The sequence below is a fragment of the Cryobacterium sp. Hh38 genome, from assembly GCF_004403235.1.
GTDB lineage: Bacteria > Actinomycetota > Actinomycetes > Actinomycetales > Microbacteriaceae > Cryobacterium > Cryobacterium levicorallinum.
On the sequence record NZ_SOHD01000017.1, the window covers coordinates 157,847 to 177,361 of the forward strand.

17 protein-coding genes and 2 pseudogenes are annotated in these 19,515 nt (G+C 61.9%); 14 read left to right on the forward strand and 5 right to left on the reverse strand.

What is annotated here, in order from left to right; genetic code table 11:
- Window positions 1-101: 101 nt before the first annotated feature.
- Both E3T41_RS06730 and E3T41_RS06735 read right to left on the reverse strand, forming a co-directional pair.
- Window positions 102-932, reverse strand: coding sequence for a cyclase family protein (locus E3T41_RS06730; protein WP_134477819.1), 831 nt, complete (start codon window positions 930-932; stop codon window positions 102-104).
- Window positions 929-2,017 carry an MBL fold metallo-hydrolase gene (locus E3T41_RS06735; RefSeq protein WP_158251671.1) on the reverse strand — a complete coding sequence of 363 codons (1,089 nt, stop codon included), beginning with the start codon at window positions 2,015-2,017 and terminating at the stop codon, window positions 929-931. The genes E3T41_RS06730 and E3T41_RS06735 overlap by 4 nt, the downstream gene beginning before the upstream one ends.
- A gap of 298 nt (window positions 2,018-2,315) precedes the next feature.
- On the opposite strand from E3T41_RS06735, the gene E3T41_RS06740 reads away from it, so the two are divergent.
- From E3T41_RS06740 to E3T41_RS06750, 3 genes are all read left to right on the forward strand, one after another.
- On the forward strand, window positions 2,316-3,566 hold the full coding sequence (locus E3T41_RS06740; RefSeq protein ID WP_166787531.1) for an ABC transporter substrate-binding protein: 1,251 nt from the start codon (window positions 2,316-2,318) through the stop codon (window positions 3,564-3,566).
- Between the two features lie 158 nt (window positions 3,567-3,724).
- Window positions 3,725-4,483 carry a glucose 1-dehydrogenase gene (locus tag E3T41_RS06745; RefSeq protein WP_092448061.1) on the forward strand — a complete coding sequence of 253 codons (759 nt, stop codon included), beginning with the start codon at window positions 3,725-3,727 and terminating at the stop codon, window positions 4,481-4,483.
- A gap of 66 nt (window positions 4,484-4,549) precedes the next feature.
- Window positions 4,550-5,308, forward strand: coding sequence for a glucose 1-dehydrogenase (locus tag E3T41_RS06750; RefSeq protein ID WP_092448062.1), 759 nt, complete (start codon window positions 4,550-4,552; stop codon window positions 5,306-5,308).
- A 294-nt stretch (window positions 5,309-5,602) separates the two neighbouring features.
- Here the strand turns inward: E3T41_RS06750 and E3T41_RS06755 are convergent, their stop codons facing one another.
- Complete coding sequence (locus E3T41_RS06755; protein WP_134477821.1) at window positions 5,603-6,754, reverse strand: glycerol dehydrogenase; 1,152 nt, start codon at window positions 6,752-6,754, stop codon at window positions 5,603-5,605.
- A 391-nt stretch (window positions 6,755-7,145) separates the two neighbouring features.
- Window positions 7,146-8,582 carry a GAF domain-containing protein gene (locus E3T41_RS06760; RefSeq protein ID WP_233195405.1) on the reverse strand — a complete coding sequence of 479 codons (1,437 nt, stop codon included), beginning with the start codon at window positions 8,580-8,582 and terminating at the stop codon, window positions 7,146-7,148.
- A 194-nt stretch (window positions 8,583-8,776) separates the two neighbouring features.
- On the opposite strand from E3T41_RS06760, the gene E3T41_RS06765 reads away from it, so the two are divergent.
- The 10 genes and pseudogenes from E3T41_RS06765 (at window position 8,777) to E3T41_RS06805 (ending at window position 18,018) form a co-directional block, all read left to right on the forward strand.
- The gene (locus E3T41_RS06765) at window positions 8,777-9,820 is read left to right on the forward strand and encodes an amidohydrolase family protein (protein WP_104132945.1); all 1,044 of its coding nucleotides are present in this window, start codon (window positions 8,777-8,779) and stop codon (window positions 9,818-9,820) included.
- 11 nt (window positions 9,821-9,831) lie between these two features.
- Window positions 9,832-10,644 (forward strand): iron-sulfur cluster assembly protein, encoded by an 813-nt coding sequence (locus tag E3T41_RS06770; RefSeq protein ID WP_241991052.1) that lies wholly within the window; start codon window positions 9,832-9,834, stop codon window positions 10,642-10,644.
- Entirely contained in the window at window positions 10,641-11,675 is a 1,035-nt protein-coding gene (locus E3T41_RS06775) for an NAD(P)-dependent alcohol dehydrogenase (protein ID WP_198415576.1), read from the forward strand. Before E3T41_RS06770 ends, E3T41_RS06775 begins: the two co-directional genes overlap by 4 nt.
- Before the next feature lie 516 nt (window positions 11,676-12,191).
- Window positions 12,192-12,971, forward strand: coding sequence for a carbon-nitrogen family hydrolase (locus E3T41_RS06780; protein ID WP_134477823.1), 780 nt, complete (start codon window positions 12,192-12,194; stop codon window positions 12,969-12,971).
- 107 nt (window positions 12,972-13,078) lie between these two features.
- A pseudogene (locus E3T41_RS18940) lies at window positions 13,079-13,231 on the forward strand (DUF2848 family protein); the annotation flags it as partial.
- Window positions 13,185-13,430, forward strand: coding sequence for a DUF2848 family protein (locus E3T41_RS18945; RefSeq protein WP_166791506.1), 246 nt, complete (start codon window positions 13,185-13,187; stop codon window positions 13,428-13,430). The pseudogene E3T41_RS18940 and the gene E3T41_RS18945, both read left to right, overlap by 47 nt.
- Window positions 13,431-13,672: 242 nt before the next feature.
- Window positions 13,673-13,987: pseudogene (locus tag E3T41_RS18415) on the forward strand (hypothetical protein); the annotation flags it as partial.
- A gap of 45 nt (window positions 13,988-14,032) precedes the next feature.
- A complete protein-coding gene (locus E3T41_RS06795) occupies window positions 14,033-15,361 on the forward strand; it encodes a M20 family metallopeptidase (RefSeq protein ID WP_092448067.1) in 1,329 nt (442 codons plus the stop codon).
- A 39-nt stretch (window positions 15,362-15,400) separates the two neighbouring features.
- Window positions 15,401-16,978 (forward strand): AbgT family transporter, encoded by a 1,578-nt coding sequence (locus tag E3T41_RS06800; protein ID WP_092448068.1) that lies wholly within the window; start codon window positions 15,401-15,403, stop codon window positions 16,976-16,978.
- A 68-nt stretch (window positions 16,979-17,046) separates the two neighbouring features.
- The gene (locus E3T41_RS06805; protein WP_134477825.1) at window positions 17,047-18,018 is read left to right on the forward strand and encodes a RimK family alpha-L-glutamate ligase; all 972 of its coding nucleotides are present in this window, start codon (window positions 17,047-17,049) and stop codon (window positions 18,016-18,018) included.
- A 95-nt stretch (window positions 18,019-18,113) separates the two neighbouring features.
- On the opposite strand, the gene E3T41_RS06810 is transcribed toward E3T41_RS06805, so the two are convergent.
- Entirely contained in the window at window positions 18,114-18,401 is a 288-nt protein-coding gene (locus E3T41_RS06810) for a glutaredoxin domain-containing protein (RefSeq protein WP_134477827.1), read from the reverse strand.
- 161 nt (window positions 18,402-18,562) lie between these two features.
- Here E3T41_RS06810 and E3T41_RS06815 point away from each other — a divergent pair, with 161 nt between their 5' ends.
- Complete coding sequence (locus E3T41_RS06815; RefSeq protein ID WP_104132942.1) at window positions 18,563-19,507, forward strand: cytochrome b/b6 domain-containing protein; 945 nt, start codon at window positions 18,563-18,565, stop codon at window positions 19,505-19,507.
- Window positions 19,508-19,515 lie beyond the last annotated feature (8 nt).

Genomic DNA, 19,515 nt, shown 5'->3' on the forward strand with positions numbered 1-19,515 from the left:
TAATTCAGCCAAACGATTGTTTGAATATTACACCCGGATTTCCTCCCGTGACTAGTGCTGCGGAAGAAACCCGGGAAATTGTTCGGCCCTGACGGTTGTGGTTATTGCGGAACAATCGCGAGAGGCCGAATGGGGGAGCCGGTCCCTCCGCCGATGCGCAGTGGTGTTGCGATGAATGTGAATTCAGAGACACCTGCCTTGCCCAGTTCTTCGAGGTCCATGGATTCCATGATGGGAATTCCCATTTCAACCAGGTTGTGAACGTGCACGGGCAGGTTGATGATGGCGGCAGAAGGCTTGTGCTCGTAGTTCATGGTGTCGGATCCCGTTGCGAGAATGCCTCTCGCACTGAGCCATTGAGCGCCCTCGAGGGTTACTCCGGGCAGTCCTGTTGAAAGCCCGATGTAGCGTTCGGAATCCGCCCAGTACTTCATCCAACCAGTGCGGATGAGCACGATTGATCCGGGGATGGGGAGAGTGCGACCGGTGAACCACTGCTCCAGTTCCCTGGGGCCGAAGCTGTCAGCCGGGGTGAGGTCGCGACCAAAGAGCTCAGGGCCGTTGACAAGGTAGCCCGGCCCAATGATTGGTGGCATCTCCTCGATGCTGCCGGCGTCGAGGCCGCCCAGCCCTTCGGCGCCCATGAGCACGTCGCGACACCCAAAGGTCATGCCGTCTTTTGACACATGACCGAGGGCGTCAATGTGCGTGCCGACGTGAGCACCCATGGCAATCATCTCCATCGCGGCAGAGACGCCGTCACGGTATCCGTGCCCGCCATGCGTTTTGGCCATGGCGAAAGAGTAGGGCGGGTGGTGAGGGTGTCGAGCCATACCGTTTTCCAGACGTACCGCAAGGTCGAAGACGCGAACTCGTCCTTTCAGCGTGATGTCGAGTTCGGTATCGAGAAATGATCCGGACCAGTGGGTCATGGGGTGGTCTCCGTTTCGGTAGTAGGGAGGAATTGAGAGATCTCGATTTCCTCGGTGAGAGTGGTTGTAAAATATATTCTTCCGTCGGTGACAACCCGACTCAAGTGTCCCCAGGCCAGCAGGAGATGGGCGTAGGCAACGACGCGCGACACAACGAATCCGAACCAAGTCGAACCGGGGTCGGAACGGCTCAGCTGGGAAACCAGTTCCCCGGCGGACTGAGGTTCGTGGGCCGCCTTCAGTAATCGGTTGCAGACCTCGGTGTGTTTGGTCGCCTGTCTGGCGAGTGCGGCGGCAACGCCCCTGAATGGCTCCTCGTGTCCGGGGAGGATGAGCGTGTCTTCGGGGATGGTCCGTCGGATAAGGTCCATGGATGCAATGAACCCAGCGTAGGGATTTGCGTCGGGCTGGTCGGACATGACGGCGACGGGAGGCACGAGCCGGTCCGACAGTTGGTCTCCACAGATGAATATGTGGTCTTCGGAGCAGTGCAGGCCAGATGCAAGAGGGGAGTGCCCGGATAGCGGGAGGATTTGAAACGTCCGTTTCCCCACTCTCACCGGATCACGAGGTCCGATCGGAATGTAGGTTTCAGGAAGGGGGGAGATCATCGACATGTTCTGAAAGCCTTCAGCAAGCCATCGGTCAAGCACTGGGACGGCGGCGCCATGGGCCAGCAGGTAACGCCGCTCCCGGGCATCGCGAGCGTGACGTGTCTGATCCGCTTGACTCGCTCCGCGCTGGTGCTCCTCGTCACTGATCAGCAGGGTTGCTCCCGTACGGCGAGCGAGCCAGCCGGCCATTCCGAGGTGATCGTTGTGCCAGTGCGTGACAAGAATACGAGTGATCGGCTTGGACGCCAGCGGTCCGGAGATGAGGGAAAGCCAACTTTCTCGGCTGGCCGTGCTGTCGACTCCGGTGTCGACAACGAGCCAAGCGTTACCGTCGTCAAGAACGTAGATGTTGACGTGGTGAGGGGCGTAGTGAAGGGGAAGGCGCCCCCAGAAGATCCCGGGAGCGATCTGGGTTAGTTCGCCGTCGCGGGGCACAGCAAAGGTGTTGGGCGCAGATACTGTGTCATGCACGGATCCTCCTGAAGTGATGGCGTGAGAGACAGCTTGACCCAGACATGCACTATCCGTCAATCGTTTGTTTGATTAAGTGCTGAGTCTGCCGGTTCGCCTGGCCCGAGATCACCGGAAAAGAATTCTCTTGACACCTGTTAGAGGGGGTGGTAGAAAATAAATCAACCAATCGTTTGCTTGAGCAACTGGATGGTTGTCGCTTATCCCACAGCATCCTCACCCCCATCGGGAAATGAGCGACGTGACTCAAACCTCGCGGTTCGGCCCGCACCACATTTCAGCTCAAGGAGGAGCTCAATTGATCAATTTCCGTAAATCCACCCAGAAGCTGGGGGTCGTAGCGGCTGTCGCCGTTGCCGCCCTCATGCTGTCCGCTTGTAGCTCCGGTTCCGCCATCGATGGCAGCGCGTCCGTGGCTGGCGCAGCGGTCGGCACCCCCATCAAGACAGTGACGGTAGCTGCCGCCGACTGGAACGGCCCGACCTACGAGAACATCTTCGTGGCCGCAAAGGCATACGAAAAATGGATCAACGACCAGGGTGGTATCGCCGGACACCCGCTCGAAGTCACCGTGTGCGATGACAAGGGCGACCCTACGCTCACGGCCGCTTGTGCTCGCGACGCCATCGCCGCGGGTGCCATCGCCGATGTGGGTTCCTTCAGCTACAACGCATACGTCAACGTTCCCATCTATGACGCCGCGAGCATGGCCATCCTAGGCGCGTGCTGCAACCTTGCCGCCGCTGAGTACACGAGTCCGAATACATTTCAGATGGGCAACAACCCGGTGCTGAACCCCGCCGGTGTTGCTCGTGCGGTTCAGGACGGGTGCGAGGACATCGCGGTTCTTGAGCTGGACATCCCGGGCGTCACCGACGACACGAACATCATTTTCAGCAATATCGCCAAGGCGTACGGCTACGAGAAGGAACTCAAATTCATTCGCGTTCCCCTCACCGCCACCGACTACAGTTCCGTTGTCGCCCAGGCCACTGACGGCACTGACTGCATCAGTATGTTCCTCGGAGAGAACAATATCTCGGGCATGATGGCGCCGTTCGCTCAGTCCGGCGGAACGCAGACTCTGTACGGAGCACAGGGAAACCTGAACGCCGTTTCGACCAAGGGATATGAAGAGCTTGCCGGCGTCAAGAACAGCGTTGTAACCGGCGCTTACATGCCTTTGAACGACGCCGTCTGGGACGACTTCCGTGGAGCGCTCACGGCCAACGACGCTCCGGACACGTTCGACTACAGCTCCCTGGGAGCCTTGTCAGCTTGGTCTGGATACAGCGCCTTCACACAGATCGCCGAGTCGATCACGGGGGACATCACGCCGGAGAGCTTCCTCGCCGCCGCTTCGACAACCGTTGTGGACAACGGCGGCATGACCCCTGTCATCGACTTCTCCAAGACTTGGGATGCCTTCGACGGCCAGTACGCACGGTCCTTCAGCCGGCAGGTGACCTACATGAAGATCGACGGCACTCCCGTTGACGGTGGCGGATGGATTGACCTTTCCGGGCCCATGCAGGGACTGGCACCGTAACGCGCGGGGCATCGTTTGCCGATGAACTGGCGAACGACAAGTTGTAACGAAACATAGCCACGGGGCCTTCGCTCGGAGTCGATCAGTCAGAAATGATTGCTTCTCCGAATCAGCGAGGGCCCTCCGTGCATCAGCCCTCAACGATAGGAAGTAGTGAAATGAATCGTCTACAAGGCAAAGTCGCACTCATTACCGGGGCAGCTCGCGGCATGGGCGCAGAGCATGCACGCCTCTTCAGCGAGGAAGGCGCACGCATTGTCATCGGCGACATCCTTGACGCTGAGGGGCAGGCCCTTTCTGCCGAGCTGGGAGACAACGTTGTCTACGTTCATCTGGACGTGACGAAACCGGACGACTGGATCCACGCGGTCGACACGGCCGTCCAGCGATTCGGCGGCCTCGACATCCTCGTGAACAACGCGGGCATCGCAGAGTTCGCGCCCATCGCGGAGACCTCCATGGCCTTGTGGGATCGAACCCTCGCGGTGAACCTCACTGGCCCGTTCCGCGGAGTCATGGCAGCCCTGTCCGAACTGAAGAAATCAGGACGTGCGTCCATCATCAACCTGTCCTCCACGGCAGGCTTTGTCGGCTACGAAGGGCTCAGCGTCTACAACGCCTCCAAATTCGGAGTCCGTGGACTGACGAAATCCATGGCCCTGGACCTGGCGAAGCACGGTATCCGCGTGAACTCGGTACATCCTGGCGTCATCAAGACCCCGCTGTCGGAGGGACTCAGTGAGAGCCCCAGCCATGTTGCCATGCGCCGTATGGGCGAGCCACGAGAGGTCTCCTATCTCGTGCTCTTTCTTGCCAGCGATGAGGCTTCGTTCTGCACGGGCGCTGAATACCTTGCTGACGGCGGGGAAATCGCCGGCCTAGCTAACAACGCCATCTTGTCGCGCCACACCGTCTGACGGCCGCACGCGGGTGCGCTCAAGCCAGACAAATTCGAAAAACACGAATGTTGAAGGAGCAGAACCATGGCACGTTTAGCTGGAAAAGTTGCACTGATCAGTGGGGCCGCACAGGGAATGGGCGCCGCGCACGCGCGCACCATGATTCGGGAAGGAGCCCGTGTCGTGCTCGGTGACATCGGAGATGCCCAGGGTGAAGCGCTCGCCGATGAGCTCGGAGTTAATGCCAGATACGTTCATTTGGATGTCACCGACTCTGAGGACTGGGACCGGGCCGTTGCGGTCGCGGTTGAGAGCTTCGGGGGACTGGACATCCTGGTGAACAACGCCGGAATCGCGGAATTCGTGAGCCTGGAAGACACGACAATGGAGCTGTGGGACCGGACGATCGCAATCAACCTCACCGGTGCTTTTCGGGGGATCCAGGCGGCCCTGCCCGCACTGAAGCAATCCGAGCACGCATCCATCATCAATATCTCCTCAATCGCCGGATTCGTCGGGTTTGAGGGTTTGGGCGTCTATAACGCTTCGAAGTTCGCTCTGCGCGGGCTGACCAAGTCGGTGGCCCTCGACCTCGCGGCCGATGGTATCCGAGTGAACTCGGTGCACCCCGGTGCTGTCAGGACACCGATGACTGTGGGACTGAGCCCTAACCCCAGCAACACGGCCATGCATAGGCTAGGAGAGCCTGAAGAAGTCTCCAATCTCGTTCTCTTTCTCGCGAGTGATGAATCTTCGTTCTGTACCGGAGCGGAGTACCTGGCTGACGGTGGCGAAGCAGCGGGCCTTTCCAATCTCATACCTCTGTCGCGGGTTGTCGTCTAATCCGGCACGTTAGCCACGGGACCTGCTGGCTGGACTTCCCTAGGCAAAGTCGCCGCGCGCCGATCATCTCCGATCCGCTCACCGCACCCGAGGTGAACGAGATCTGAGCGGCGATCGCGGAGGCGATGCTGGGCACCTCGGCTGGGATCGGCGAGGTGCCCGCCAGCTGATACGAAGTTGATTCCAAGCGAGGTCTCTGATCCGTCCGCATATGATTTCAGCAAATCGAAACCGCTAAACAATCAGGTCGTCGGCGGCCTCAGCCCGGTTGGACTGGAGAAGCCCAAGAACACGTCAGTGAGCAGCCACGTATGGCGTCGGAACCGGGAGGCTGGCTTCCTCGCGGACCCGGCGAGAGAAACGCTCTATCGACTTAAGGGCCGAAACAACATCGGCCGGCCGCACGTCGAAAGGCATCGCGTGAATGGTCTCGCCTTTCTCGGTAGCCGCACTGGCGACCAATGCGAGTTCCTGGGAGCTTTCCACCGTCAGCCCGACTTCGGTGAGAGTTGTGGGGAGGCCCACTCGAGTGGTGAACTCGATGAAATCCCGGATGTCGCCGGTTGGTGCCCCCTCAAGTACCAGCTGCGTGAGTGAACCGATGTTGACCTTCTGCCCATGAGCCAGTCCATGTGTTTGCGGTACCGCCGTCAGCCCGTTGTGGATGGCGTGGGCTGCGGCTAGACCACCGGACTCGAACCCCATGCCCGAAAGCAGAGTATTCGCCTCGATGACTTTCTCGACTGCCGGGGTTACGAGGTGATCGCGTACAGCGTCGAGAGCTGGCAGCGCGTTCTCCCAAAGGACATCCCAGCTAAGTCGGGCCAGGGCGGTGCCGGTGAGGGTAGGAAGACCCCCGGCCATCGTCAGCGAGTTTGAAGCTGCCGTTGCCCGTGCCTCAAGCCAGGTGGCCAAAGCGTCGCCAACTCCCGCTGCGAGAAAGGCCGCCGGGGCGTTGGCAATAATCTGCGAATCGACAAGGACGAGGTCCGGGTTGCGAGGAAAGAAGCGGTACTCCTCGAATGCACCTTCTTCGGTGTAAACCACGGCCAAGGCGGAAGTCGGCGCATCCGTGGAAGCGACCGTTGGTACGGTCACCCACCGGATACCTGCGAGAAATCCGGATGCTTTGACCGCGTCGATCGTACTTCCGCCGCCGACGGCGACGACGACGTTCGCATTCGTGCTCTTGATCACGGCAACGAGGCGATTGATCTCTCTTGCAGACGGGATTCCACGGAACGTTTCTCGGGTGACAGGCAGCCCAACCGTCTTCAAGGATGAGGTTACATCGTGCCCCACGAAACCCCAGACGGCATCATCGGCGACGATCAGGGGTGTGTCTCCGATGGGTGCGAGGAACTCGCCCAGACGGGAAATGGCTCCCGGCCCTTGGACGTAGCGCCCCGGGCTGATGACTGTGCGGATGGGACTTATTGCGGACATGTGGGGCTCCTTGACGTCGTTGTCGATGCAGGCCAAATGGCGGTCCCGGAGCCTTTTTTCTGAACCCCGGTGTGACGAGAGTATTAGGCCGATGGAGTTCCGAGTGATGGCGACTATCTCAACTTGAGACGGGCACTGCGCGTTGTTGCAGCCCCGCGGTTTCGTCCAGTCGGGAGTGTGGACCCGATTTATACGATTGTGTCGTCTCGGATCATGGTGGAGAGGACGTCGCAGCGGCGGCGGGCTCCGGAATGAAGGCTTGGCTGTGATGTTTGCCTTGGGCGATCTTCGGGTGCAGCCATTGCGTGAGACTGGTGCGTTGAGCGCGGCGAATGCGGCGAGCAACAGCGCGCGGTTGAGGCCTACGGTGCCTCGTCTCGAGGGATGTTGTTCAGTCGTGGCGGGGGAGCTGAATTCCGTATTGCGCCAGTTTGCGGTACACGGTGGCGCGACTCATTCCCAGCTCGGCCGCCGCACCTTCTGAGGTGGCACCGGGTCTACTGAGCACGCGCACGATCTCGTCGCGCTCAAACGCCTTGATGCGCGAAAGGTGCTGGCCGCGGGACAGTATCTGTGGCGGAAGGTGGCGCACGTCGACTAAATCGGTGCGGCTCGCGGCCTCTCTGACGGCCTGAGCGAGTTCCTCGACGTTTCCCGGCCAGGCGTAGTCGGTGAGCGCGCGTGAAGCGGCGGTGGTGAAATCGACCTCGCGGCGGCGTGCCCGCCAGGCTAGATGGTTGGCGAGGGGGAGGATGTCGGCCGCCCGCTCACGCAGCGGAGGCACCTGCACCACCGTTTCGACAAGGGTGCGAAGTGGCAGCGGAATGGCATCGAAATGCTCTGCGGACACTGGGCAGGCAGCCGCGTCGGAGGTGCGCTCGCCGACCAGCATCGCGCGCAGGTGCTCGGCGGCGGGAGAGGAGAGATCATCAACGTCGCACAGCACGAACCCGGTGTTGGGACGGCTGAGCTCGGGTGTCCAGACCGAGAACCACGAATCCGTGTCGCGCGGCGCTGGGGCGCGTACGGCAAACAGCCGGTCGTGAGGGTACACCTGCCGAACGGCTTGGGCCAACAGCGTAGCTCGTCCCGAACCTCGCTCGCCCACCGCTGCAACCATACGGCCCGCGGTGAGGGCTTCGACGGTGCGGGTGACGGCATTGTTCCAGGCGTCCGACAGATCGCGCAGTGGAGCGTTCCCCGACTGCTCCCGTAGACCCTCGATGCGAAAGACCTGGCCGCGCGATACCCGCCGCGGGTGGTGGCCCTGCGATCGAGCGAGCATGAGGTTCGCGGTCGACGTGGCAGCCGTCTGCGCCAGCGCGAGCAGCAGGTCAGAGCCTTTCTCCGACCAGGTCGTCAGGTTCACCGCCCCCTCGAGCCGACCGCTCACCGGGTCGAAAACCGGGGCAGCGGCACAGCTGTACAGGCGCAGGCTCAGCGTGTAATGGTCTTCCGCGCGCACGAGGGTGGGTACTCGATCGGCGAGGGCGAGGCCGAGGCCATTAGTGCCCGCCTGCCGCTCGGAGTACGAGAATCCTGGTGCTAAGTGCACATCGTCGAGCGCGAGCAGCAGCTGGCGGTCTCCGCTGAGTCGGTTAAGCACGAGTCCCTCCGCATCGGTGAGCATGAGTCCGACCGGTTCGGACGAGAGGGTGTCGTGCAGTTCTGTCAGGACCTCACGCCCACACTCGACGAACAGCGATTCGTCGTCGTACGTGCCCGAGAACATGGGCTGGACGTCGTCAAGGGAGACGCCGTAGTCTTCACTGCGCCGCCACGAAGCGAGAAGGCGGGGGGAGATCGCCGCCATCGGTGCGTTATGCACGTGTACACGAGAAGGAAGATCGTGAGCGTCCATCAGCACCTTTGCGGTAGTCGGTCACCATCAGTTTAGGTCTTCCCGCCACCGAGGTGCCCAGACCGATCTCAGAATGAGACGGCGCCATCGCTCCGCTCCGGTAGGCGTCCGTTAGCGTGACGTAGGTAATCACGATTCCCGCATGCAGCAAAGGAGCAGGTATGTATCAGAAGGATGGCGAGAGCTACTTTATTGTCGACGCCCATGTGGCGCTCTGGGACGCGCGCCCCGAGAATCAGCGCAACATCCACGGCAAGCAGTTCATCGACTGCTTCTACGATTACCACGCCAACCTGTCCCCAGCTTCGGAGAAGTGGCCATATGAGGAGTACCTCTATCAGGGCGGCGAGCGTTTCATCAAGGACATTTTCACCGACGGCTACGTCGACCACGCCATTTTCCAGCCTGCCCACCTCGGCGAGTTCTACAAGACCGGCTTCGGGCAGACCGAAGAAGCGTTCGCGCTCACCCAGGCGAACCCTGGGCGGCTCACCTACAATCACAATTTCGACCCACGCAACGGCGAGGCCGGCCTGGACCAGCTGCGCGCCGACGCCGAGCGTTTCAACTTGAAGGGTGTGAAACTTTATACCGCCGAGTGGCACGGTGACTCCCGGGGCTACAAGCTCAACGACCCCTGGACCTACCGTTACTTCGAGTTGTGCCGCGAGCTCGGCATCCGCAACATCCATGTGCACAAGGGGCCGACAATCCGCCCACTCGATCGAGATGCCTTCGACGTGGCCGATGTCGACCACGCAGCGACCGACTTCACCGACCTCAATTTCATCGTCGAGCACGTGGGCCTGCCCCGCCTCGAAGATTTCTGCTGGATAGCCACGCAGGAGCCTAATGTGCACGGGGGGCTTGCAGTAGCGATGCCCTTCATCCACACGCGCCCGCGCTACTTCGCCCAGATCATGGGGGAGTTGATCTATTGGATTGGCGAAGACCGCATCCAGTTCTCCTCCGACTACGCGCTGTGGACCCCGCGCTGGCTTATCGAAGCCTTCGTGGACTTTCAGATCCCGGAGGACATGACGGAGTACGCTCCCATCACGATCGAGCAGAAGCGAAAGATCCTCGGGCTTAACGCGGCGAAGATGTACGACATTCCGGTGCCGGTCGAACTGCAGTTGCCGAGTGCAGATGAGACGGCGACGGGGCCGCGTCAGCCCGAACGGGCCGATCTGGCTGCAGTGTGATGGGTACCACGATGATGCCAGCCGCAGTGGCGGCCACTCTGCACTGGGAGGCAGGAGCACCAGAGCCGCTCACGGAGGGCGACGTGCTGCGGGCTTTGGATTCGGTCATCGACCCTGAGCTCGACGAGCCCATCACCGACCTCGGATTCGTGCGCTCGGTGACGCTGACGGGTGCGAGCGTTGAGGTTCACCTGCGTCTGCCCACGTCATTCTGCGCACCGAACTTCGCGTATTTGATGGCGTCGGACGCCAAGGACGTGCTCACAGCACTCCGCAATGTCGGGGTGGTGACAGTCGAGCTCGACGACCACCATGACTCCGACATCATCAACAGTGGACTGGCAGCGAACGCCGGCTACAAGGGAACGTTCCTGCACGAGGCAGAGAGTGATCTCGATGAATTGCGGGCCACGTTTCAGCGCAAGGCCCACACCGCGGCGATGGAACGCTCGCTCACCGCGTTCCTGCGCGCTCGGCCTGAACTCGCAGAGACGGCGGTCGCAAACGTGGTGTTGGGCGATTTGCCCGACGACTCGGCGAAGGCTGCCTTGCTGAGGCGGCGGGCGACGATCGGCCTGAGCACCGTCGATTCCGCATCGGTGCTGGTTGACGACAGCGGATCACCTTACCCTGCAGTATCCGTTGCTCTCGCCCTTCGCCGGGCTCGCTCGACTCGTATCTCGATCGACGGCAACGCTCATTTCTGCCGGGGTTTGCTCGCAACGCGGTATCCGGGCTCCGAGGTCGATCAACTACCCAGGGCAGAAGAGAATTTCTTTCCCTTGTCTTCAGTCATCCGCACGCACAAAAGGAAAATTGCATGAGCACCATGAGAGCCGTTCAGGTCGTCGACTACCACCAAAACCTTGTAATGACCGAGGTTCCAAAACCTCAGATCACCGGTCCGTTCGACGTGATCGTGAGGATCGGAGGCGCAGGGGTGTGCCGCACGGACTTGCACATCCTCGAGGGACAATGGGAGCAGAAGTCAGGAATCACCCTCCCGTACACGATCGGCCACGAGAACGCGGGATGGGTCGACGAGATCGGCAGTGCGGTGACGAATGTGGCTGTCGGCGACAAAGTGATCGTGCATCCGCTCATCACCTGCGGGTTTTGTCGTGCGTGCCGATCCGGTGACGACGTACATTGCACCGCGAGCGCTTTTCCAGGGATCGACACCCACGGCGGCTACGCCGAGTACCTGAAGACCTCGGCTCGTAGCCTCGTGCCTATCGCTGATTCACTCGAACCGGCGGATGTTGCAGCGCTCGCCGACGCGGGCCTCACCGCCTATCACGCAGCGGCCAAGGCCGCCCGGCACCTGCGCCCCGCCGATCGGTGCGTCATCATTGGGGCGGGCGGGCTCGGGCACATCGGCATCCAGGTGCTGAAGGCGCTCACGGCGTCGGAGCTGATCGTCGTCGACCGTAACCCGGCCGCGCTCGAACTCGCGATGTCGCTTGGTGCCGACCACGGGGTGATTGCCGACGGATCACACGTCGATCGCGTTCTTGAACTGACCGGTGGCGCCGGGGCTGAGGCCGTGATGGACTTCGTCGGCGAGGGCGGATCGACAGCGGAGGGCATTCGCATGCTGCGCCAAGCCGGCGACTACTACGTCGTGGGCTACGGCGAGAACATCGACGTGCCCACGATCGACATCATTTCGAGCGAGATCAACTTCATCGGCAACCTCGTGGGTAGCTACACTGACCTCACCGAGCTAATGGTGCTTGCTGCACGAGGCCAAGTCACACTGCACACGACGTCCTACGCTCTCGACGACTTTCAGCAAGCTGTCGACGACCTCGGGGCCGGGCGCGTGCGCGGGCGCGCCATACTCATCCCCTGACACCGGGTGGGATGCAATGGGAGCGGTTTCACTATTGTCGGGCGATCGCGAGCACATCGCTGTCGGCCGTCGCAAGCCAGGTTGCGCGCTGCAGAGAGACGAGATGTTCCAGATGGGCGGCAGTCTCGGCCAGAGTGGCTCGTTAGCCGTGTGGATCCAAGCTCTCCGGGCAGCGTGAACGGGTGATTCTCTGTGCCATTTTCCACAGGCTGAGTGAGGGAAGTGTTCCAGCGTTCTGGAGTACGTCCTCGGCTCGGTCGACGTGATGGTCACGCAGCGAGGTGCTGCGTTCGGCGACACCGAGGAAGGTATACTCGTGCGCCGGACAGGCCTAGGACCCATCTCACGAAGTCCACGGATCCCAAAGCGACGTCCTCGTTTGTGGCGCCGGAATTTGAGCCCGTGAGACGGGGGATTCCCGCGTAATTTCGTACAAGGCCTCGAGATCGGAAGATGGGGAAGGGGAAATCGACCGCTTAGGAACCCTGCTTCGCAGAACCTAGAAGGGCACTGACAATGCGTATTAGCCTCATCCAAGTAGCCAGCCCCGACAACGAAACAAGCAACGAGCGCCGTGACAGAGTATCAAAAATGGTGCTCGGAACCGACGCAGATTTGGTGGTTCTGCCTGAACTATGGGCTGCGGGGTACTTCAACTTCGATCGATACTCTGAAGAGTCCGAGCCGTTCGAGGGCCGCACAGTCACTGACGCCGCCGCGTGGGCTCTCCAACTCGGATGCTACGTCCATGCGGGAAGCTTCATTGAACGGGGCTCCAACGGCGGCTACCACAACACTGCAGTCCTGCTCAGCCCTGAAGGCGGCGTAATTCACTCGTACCGGAAAATCCACGTCTTCGGCTACGAATCCCGTGAAGCTGAACTATTGTCGCCCGGAACCACAGTCACAACGAGCCCATCAAGGTTGGGTCGGATCGCGGCTACTACTTGCTACGATCTCCGATTTCCGGATCTGTGGCGATCGCTCATAGACTCGGGAGCAGAAATTGTGGTAACCCCCGCCGCTTGGCCTCTGACCAGGCTCTCGCACTGGCGCCTCTTCACAGCGACACGCGCCGTCGAAAGCCAAATACTGATGATCGCCTGCAACGCAGTCGGCGAGCAGCAGGGGGTGGTCCTCGGCGGCCATTCCTCGGTCATCGATCCCTGGGGAAACATCCTTTTGGAAGCACGAGACCGTGAGGGGGTCTTCAGCGTAGACGTATCCGACGACATCGTGAAGTCCGTCCGTAGTGAATTCCCGGTGCTCGGCGACCGTCGCCCGGTGCTCCCCTGAAGAGCAAAGAAAGTAATCTATGAAATTCCGACCTCGCCAACTCTGCTGAGCGTAGCTCTGCCCAATTACACAATTCCACGGGCACCGTCGTAGGCTCTGCCGAACGCGATCAGGCTGCCGTTCAACGCCACATCGATGAGCTTGCCGCCATGGGCGTAGCCGCGCCACCCCGAGTCCCTATGCTCTACGCGATGGCGACTAATCCGTTCCAATTTGGGAAATCGTGTCTGCCTCGGCCGAGCAGGCTCTGGTGGAGTTGAGTCCGTTCTCCCACGGGCCAGTGCGGAGTGGCTCCTCACCGTCGGTTCCGACCGTACCGACAAGGCTATTGAGCGCGAAAGCATCCCTCACTTGAGGGAGAGGCCTGGGGAACCCTGCCTCTCTTCGGCCATCCGCCTCCCGAGCGACCGGCTTAGCCTGAATCCACTGGTCGACCTGAGATTTTTGACGGCGCGTTAAACCGAGAATGCCACTCTGACCAGCGAAAATAGTTGTTAGTAAGACAAATTATTTTACGCTCAGGGAGACATCTCGTAGATGCAACTTTCTCACACTCACCGGGGCGGATTCCATGGACGATATGGCCATGCTCCGGCACGGTGCTCTCCGGAAACTGTTCAAGGGAACTTACGCACCGTCGACGTTGGGATCGTTTCTGCGGGCGTTCACCTTCGGCTACTCCGGTGTTTGCGGCCTCAACAACCGTCGACGCCGACAAAACCCACCGCCACCATGCAATCATCGAAAATTTGGACGCCGATATGAAAGCGTCGGCGATGGCGCACTTCCCGTCCAGCGTATTCACCGCCAACGCCGCCTGACTCGTGCTGGCCTGCATCGCGTTCAACCTCACCCGCGCCGCCGGTACTCTCGCCAGTCCCGCCCTCGGAAAAGCTGTCACCGCGACCGTCCGCCCCAAACTCATCAACGTCGCTGCGAGGATCTCCACGGATTGGCGACCTCAGTCCAAGTCCACCGGCGGCAAACCGGCGCAACGGCCGGAGATTGCGGCGTAGGTCAGGATGGTGCCACGAGATAATCACCTTGTCTAGTGTGGATATATGAGTCATTCGATAGTGCCGACCACCACTTATCTTCAGAAGCTTCAGGCCGACACTGCGCGGAGGATGCAGACCTCGGTGCCGGTGCCATCGCGGTTCGCCGGGGCCCCGGAGGAACTGGTAAGCGTTGTCGAAGCCCACGTCGAGGCGCTTGCTAAGGATCTGCGGGACGTCGTTCACAGCCTGCACGCCGACCCGGAGACCGCGTTTCTTGAGCACCGCAGCGCCGCCTATTTGGTGGAGCTGCTCGGTCGCCACGGGATAGCCGCACAGCTCGGCGTGCACGGGGTTGATACCGCAATTCGCGCCGAGATCGGGTCGGGCGACGGCCCGGCCATCGCGATTCTCAGCGAGTACGATGCTTTGCCTGACGTGGGGCATGGCTGCGGCCACAATGTGATCGCAGCGGCCGGAGTCGGTGCCTTCCTCGCGCTGGCGAACACACTCATTGAGAATCCCAACGCATTCACGGGCCGGGTGGTATTGCTCGGCACCCCCGCTGAGGAAGGCTTCTCGGGCAAGGAGGTGATGGCCAGGCACGGTGCCTTCGATGGTCTCGACGCCGCGATCATGGTGCACCCCTACGGTTACGACCTCGCCGACCAGGTGTGGCTCGGCCGCCGGGTGCTCACCGTGACGTTTACGGGCGTCGCGGCGCACGCATCCGCTCAACCTTTTATGGGACGCAATGCCCTCGATGCGGCAACCTTGGCGTATCAGGCCGTTGGCCTGCTGCGTCAGCAGCTGCCGCCGGTGGACCGCGTGCACGCCGTGATCAGCGAGGGGGGAACTCGGCCGAGCATAATTCCTGAGCGGGCGGTGCTCGAGTTCTACGCCCGCTCCAAATTCGCCGAGACCCTCAAGGACCTCAGCGAACGGCTGAACGGCATCGCCCGAGGCGCGGCCTTGATGACCGGAACCAGCGTCGAGGTCGACTGGGATGAACACGCCCCCACCCTGCCGGTGCGAACGAACGACGCGCTCACCGAACGGTGGGTCGCTGCCCAGCAGCGCCGCGGCCGCCAGCCGCTGCCGCTCGGTGTGGTGTCGGAAACCATCGCAGCGTCGACCGACTTCGGCAATGTCAGCCATCGCATCCCCGGTATCCACCCACTGATCAAGATCGCGGCACCAGACGTTGCCCTGCACACCCGAGAATTCGCGGCGGCTTCAGCAACGGATGCCGCCGAGCTCGGCGCCCTCGACGGAGCCTGCGGCCTCGCGCTCACCGCCCTCGACTTTCTCTGCGACGCCGAGCTGCGCCGGAGCGTGGCCGAGGAGTTCGCGGAGCAGGGCGGCGCGATCGATGTGCCGCACTTCTTCGACTGACTCCTCATTCACCGATCAACGCGAAGCAAGGTGGGCCCCATGTCTTCACAACCGTCCCTAACCCGGCGCAGCGCCCTGATCGATCGTGTTCTCGGCGGAATCGAACGCGTCGGTAACAAACTGCCAGACCCGTTCATTCTCTTCCTCCTGCTCTTTGGCATCACGGCGGTGGCGTCGACCGCGATGGCGTGGGCAAATGTCACGGTGCAATTGCCCGGAACCGACGAGATCACGATGGTCAAGGGCTTCTTCACTGCGGAGGGGCTCACCTGGTTCACCCAGAATATCGGGGTCAACTACCTGGGCTTCCCGCCGCTCGCGACGGTGCTGCCCATCCTGCTCGCGGTAGGTGTAGCCGAGAAGTCCGGTCTGCTCGCGGCGCTGATCCGCAAGGCCTTCGGATCGGCGCCGCGCTGGTCACTGCCCTATGCCGTGGCGTTCGTGGGGGTCGTTGGATCGATCATGTCTGATGCGGCCTTCGTAGTCATCCCTCCGCTGGCCGCAATGGTATTCAAGGCAGCCGGCCGGCACCCGGTGGCTGGGCTGCTCGGCGGGTTCGCGGCCGTGGGTGCCGGCTACTCGACCTCGCTGTTCGTGACGAGCCTCGACGCATTGTTCGCCGGAATCACAACGTCTGTGACGCAGAACCTGCCCAACGCCGGTTCCGCCGTTACCCCGGTGTCGAACTATTTCTTCAATGTGGCCTCCGCGCTCGTACTCATCGCCCTGGCCGGCTTCATCATCGACAGAATCCTCGAACCGCGTCTGGGCCGCCAAGGGATTGCTCGCGAAGAGATCCTCGACGATGACGCCGTGTTGGTTCCCACCGTGATGAACACGCGACTCACGGACACCGAGAATCGCGGCCTGTTCTGGGCGTTCGTGGCCGGCGTCGTGGTCGCCGGAGTGATCCTCATCGGCGTGCTCTTGCCCGAATCCCCGTGGCGCAACGAAGACGGCGAGTTCTTGCCGCGCTCGCCCTTGTTGAGCTCGATCGTGTTCATCGTCTTCGCCATGTTCGTGATTCCGGGTCTGGTATACGGCAAGATCACCGGTTCCATCGCCAGGGGCAGTGACGTGCCCCGCGTGATGGGGCAAGCCATCAAGGACATGAGCGGATTCCTCGTGCTCGCGTTCATCCTCGGCCAGTTCATTGCCCTGTTCAATTTCTCCGGAATCGGGAGTTGGCTCGCCGTTGCAGGAGCCGGGGGCCTTGAGTCCATCGGCCTCACCGGATTTTCGGCCGTCGTTGCCTTCGTACTGCTCGCCTCGCTGCTGAACCTTTTCATCATTTCAGGCTCGGCGATGTGGACGCTGATGGCCGCCGTGTTCGTGCCGCTGTTCGTGCTCCTTGGCTACGAACCCGCGTTTATCCAAGGTGCCTTCCGAGTGGGAGATTCAGCCACCCAGGTGCTGACGCCCCTCAACCCGTACATGCTCGTGCTGCTCACGATGCTGCGCAAATACGAGCCACAGGCGGGGCTCGGTACCATAATTGCCCGCATGCTGCCCTTCGCTGTCACGTTCTGGCTCGCCTGGGTAGCCGTGCTGAGTGTCTTCTTCTTTTTCGACCTGCCGATGGGCCCGGGCAACGGCATCATGATTCCGCAGCAGTGACAACGCAAGACCCAAGGAATACGCCGCGCCGGAGCCTCCTTAAGTTCATTGCAACCGAAAGGATTTACATGACTTCCAGCCTGCCCACGGTCTATGCCCTGCACGAGAACCCCGAGTGGTTTCCACCGTTCGCCCGGGCGTTTAAAGCAGAGGGTATGGAGGTGAAGGAATGGCTGCTCACCGACGGGGTTCTCGACCTGGATTCGGTGCCGCCGGAGGGAATCTTCTGGTCGCGCATCAGCGCATCCGCTCACACCCGCGACCACGGAATGTCGAAAGACTACGCGCGCGCCGTACTGGCCTGGCTCGAGGCCCACGGCCGCCGCACGGTGAATGGCCGGCGCGTACTCGAACTGGAGATGAGCAAGGTCGAGCAGCTGGTCGCGCTCAAGGCCGCCGGTATCGACACCCCGCGCACCGTGGCAGCGGTGGGCCGCGAGCAAATTCTCGCCGCGGCGCAGGACTTTGCCGCCCCGTTCATGACCAAGCACAATCAAGGCGGCAAGGGCCTGGGGGTGCGCAAGTTCGACAGCCAGGACGAGCTCGCCGAGTATGTGGCCTCCGACGAGTTCGAGGAGCCGCAGGACGGCATCACACTCATTCAGGAATACATCCAGGCCAAGGAGCCCTTCATCACCCGGGTCGAGATCGTGGGGGGCGAGTTCATCTACGCGGTCAAGGCCGATACCGCGCGGGGCGGCTTCCAACTCTGCCCCGCGGATGCCTGCGCCATCGACCCCATCACGCGCGAGCTGATCATGCCTCCCGGCGCCACCATCGCACCCGTAGCCGGTCAGCAGCTGTTCAGCCTGCGCGAAGACTTCGACCACTCAATCATCGAGAAATACCTTGAGTTCGCACGCCGCAACGGCTTGGAAGTCTGCGGCATCGAGTTCATTGAAGCTGAAGACGGCCGTGTGCTCACCTACGACGTGAACACCAACACGAACTACAACGCGCTCGTCGAGGCCGAGGCGCCTCGCTCGGCTCCACTGGCCCTGGCCGGCTACCTCAAGGGGCTCGCGACCGGCCAGAAATAAGCCGAGACGGTCGAACCCTAGCCGACGCGCCCGTCACGGTCGGCAGCGGCGGCCGCCGCTCCCGCGGTCACGCCGCGCCACGTGGTGGCTTCAGGCTATGAGATGACGCCGAGCGCGGTGAGCTTTGCGTGCAAGGCGGCGTCGGTGGGCTCGACGACGTGGGTGTTGTCGGGGAAGGCGATGACCGGAATCTTGGTGAGGCCGCTAATGGCCTTGGCCCGGTCGGCACCACCTTCGACGGCCTCAAGGTCGACATAGTCGTAGTCCACGCCCAGGGTGTCGAGCAGCTTCTTGGAGCGACGGCAGTCGCCGCACCACTCGGCACCGAACATAGTGATGTGCTGGCGCTGGCGCTGGACTGTGGGTGCGGCTGTGTCAGTCATTCTCTGAGTCTAAAGGTGTCACATCCGCTTATGCCGAGTGCGGCACTGCGCGACCGGGCAGGATTTGTGACCTACCGCGTCAGTGATCTACACCCCGGCCCGAGGGACAAGTAGCCTTGCGTGGACGCCGCGGCAAACCGCCCGCGCGGGAACGGATCAGGATGACGACGGGTGCCTCCCGGGCGAGTGCATTTCAGGCGAGTCGGTGGTTGCGGCTGGTCTGGATCGTGCCTGCGATTCTGGTGGCACTGGCCCTCGTCGCGCTCGCAGCCCACGGACTGCGTACCCTTCCATCCATCGAATCCTTCCTGCGCAGCTATCCCGGCGTCTCCACCCACCCGGCGGCCACCCCGATCGGAGTGCCGGCCTGGCTGGCCTGGCAGCACGGGCTCAACGCCTTCTTCATCCTGTTCGTCATTCGCACCGGCTGGCAGGTGCGCACGACCAAGCGCCCGTCCATTTTCTGGACGCGCACGAACACCGGTCTGGTGCGCACCAGGAATCCCCCGATTCGGATCACCCTCGACCTCTGGCAGCACATGGTCTTCGACACCCTGTGGGTGATCAACGGCATCCTTTTCTATGTTCTGTTGTTCGCGACCGGGCAATGGCTCAAAATTGTGCCCACCAGCTGGGACGTCTTTCCCAACGCTGTGTCTGCCGGCCTGCAATACGCCTCGCTGAACTGGCCGACCGACAACGGCTGGGCGTACTACAACGCCCTGCAACTGCTCAGTTACTTCACGGTCGTGTTCGTGGCAGCACCCATCGCGCTCGTTACCGGCCTGCGCATCTCTCCCGGACTCTCCGCCCGGTTTCGGCCCCTGGACCGGGTCTTTCCCCTGCCCGTCGCACGCAAGCTGCACTTCGCGGCTCTTATCTTCTTCGTGGCATTTATTGTCGTGCACGTTCTGCTCGTGCTCACGACCGGTGCCCGCGCCAACCTCAACCACATGTATGCGGCACGCAGCGACACGGGCTGGCTCGGCGTCTGGATCTTCGTCGGCTCGATCCTGCTGACGGTTGCAGTCTGGGTAGGGGCGCGCCCGGTCGTGGTGCGCGCCATCGCCGCGCGCAGCGGGCGCATCATTCACCGCAAGCGCTGAACCGCAAG

What these genes read in the sequence shown, in the direction of transcription:
- E3T41_RS06750 (WP_092448062.1), top strand. Translation starts at nt 4,550, where the DNA reads ATGGCACGTTTAGCTGGAAAAGTTGCACTGATCAGTGGGGCCGCACAG.
- E3T41_RS06810 (WP_134477827.1), bottom strand. Translation starts at nt 18,401, where the DNA reads ATGACTGACACAGCCGCACCCACAGTCCAGCGCCAGCGCCAGCACATC.
- E3T41_RS06805 (WP_134477825.1), top strand. Translation starts at nt 17,047, where the DNA reads ATGACTTCCAGCCTGCCCACGGTCTATGCCCTGCACGAGAACCCCGAG.
- E3T41_RS06755 (WP_134477821.1), bottom strand. Translation starts at nt 6,754, where the DNA reads ATGTCCGCAATAAGTCCCATCCGCACAGTCATCAGCCCGGGGCGCTAC.
- E3T41_RS06730 (WP_134477819.1), bottom strand. Translation starts at nt 932, where the DNA reads ATGACCCACTGGTCCGGATCATTTCTCGATACCGAACTCGACATCACG.
- E3T41_RS06795 (WP_092448067.1), top strand. Translation starts at nt 14,033, where the DNA reads ATGAGTCATTCGATAGTGCCGACCACCACTTATCTTCAGAAGCTTCAG.
- E3T41_RS06745 (WP_092448061.1), top strand. Translation starts at nt 3,725, where the DNA reads ATGAATCGTCTACAAGGCAAAGTCGCACTCATTACCGGGGCAGCTCGC.
- E3T41_RS06765 (WP_104132945.1), top strand. Translation starts at nt 8,777, where the DNA reads ATGTATCAGAAGGATGGCGAGAGCTACTTTATTGTCGACGCCCATGTG.
- E3T41_RS06770 (WP_241991052.1), top strand. Translation starts at nt 9,832, where the DNA reads ATGATGCCAGCCGCAGTGGCGGCCACTCTGCACTGGGAGGCAGGAGCA.
- E3T41_RS06815 (WP_104132942.1), top strand. Translation starts at nt 18,563, where the DNA reads ATGACGACGGGTGCCTCCCGGGCGAGTGCATTTCAGGCGAGTCGGTGG.
- E3T41_RS06775 (WP_198415576.1), top strand. Translation starts at nt 10,641, where the DNA reads ATGAGCACCATGAGAGCCGTTCAGGTCGTCGACTACCACCAAAACCTT.
- E3T41_RS06780 (WP_134477823.1), top strand. Translation starts at nt 12,192, where the DNA reads ATGCGTATTAGCCTCATCCAAGTAGCCAGCCCCGACAACGAAACAAGC.
- E3T41_RS06800 (WP_092448068.1), top strand. Translation starts at nt 15,401, where the DNA reads ATGTCTTCACAACCGTCCCTAACCCGGCGCAGCGCCCTGATCGATCGT.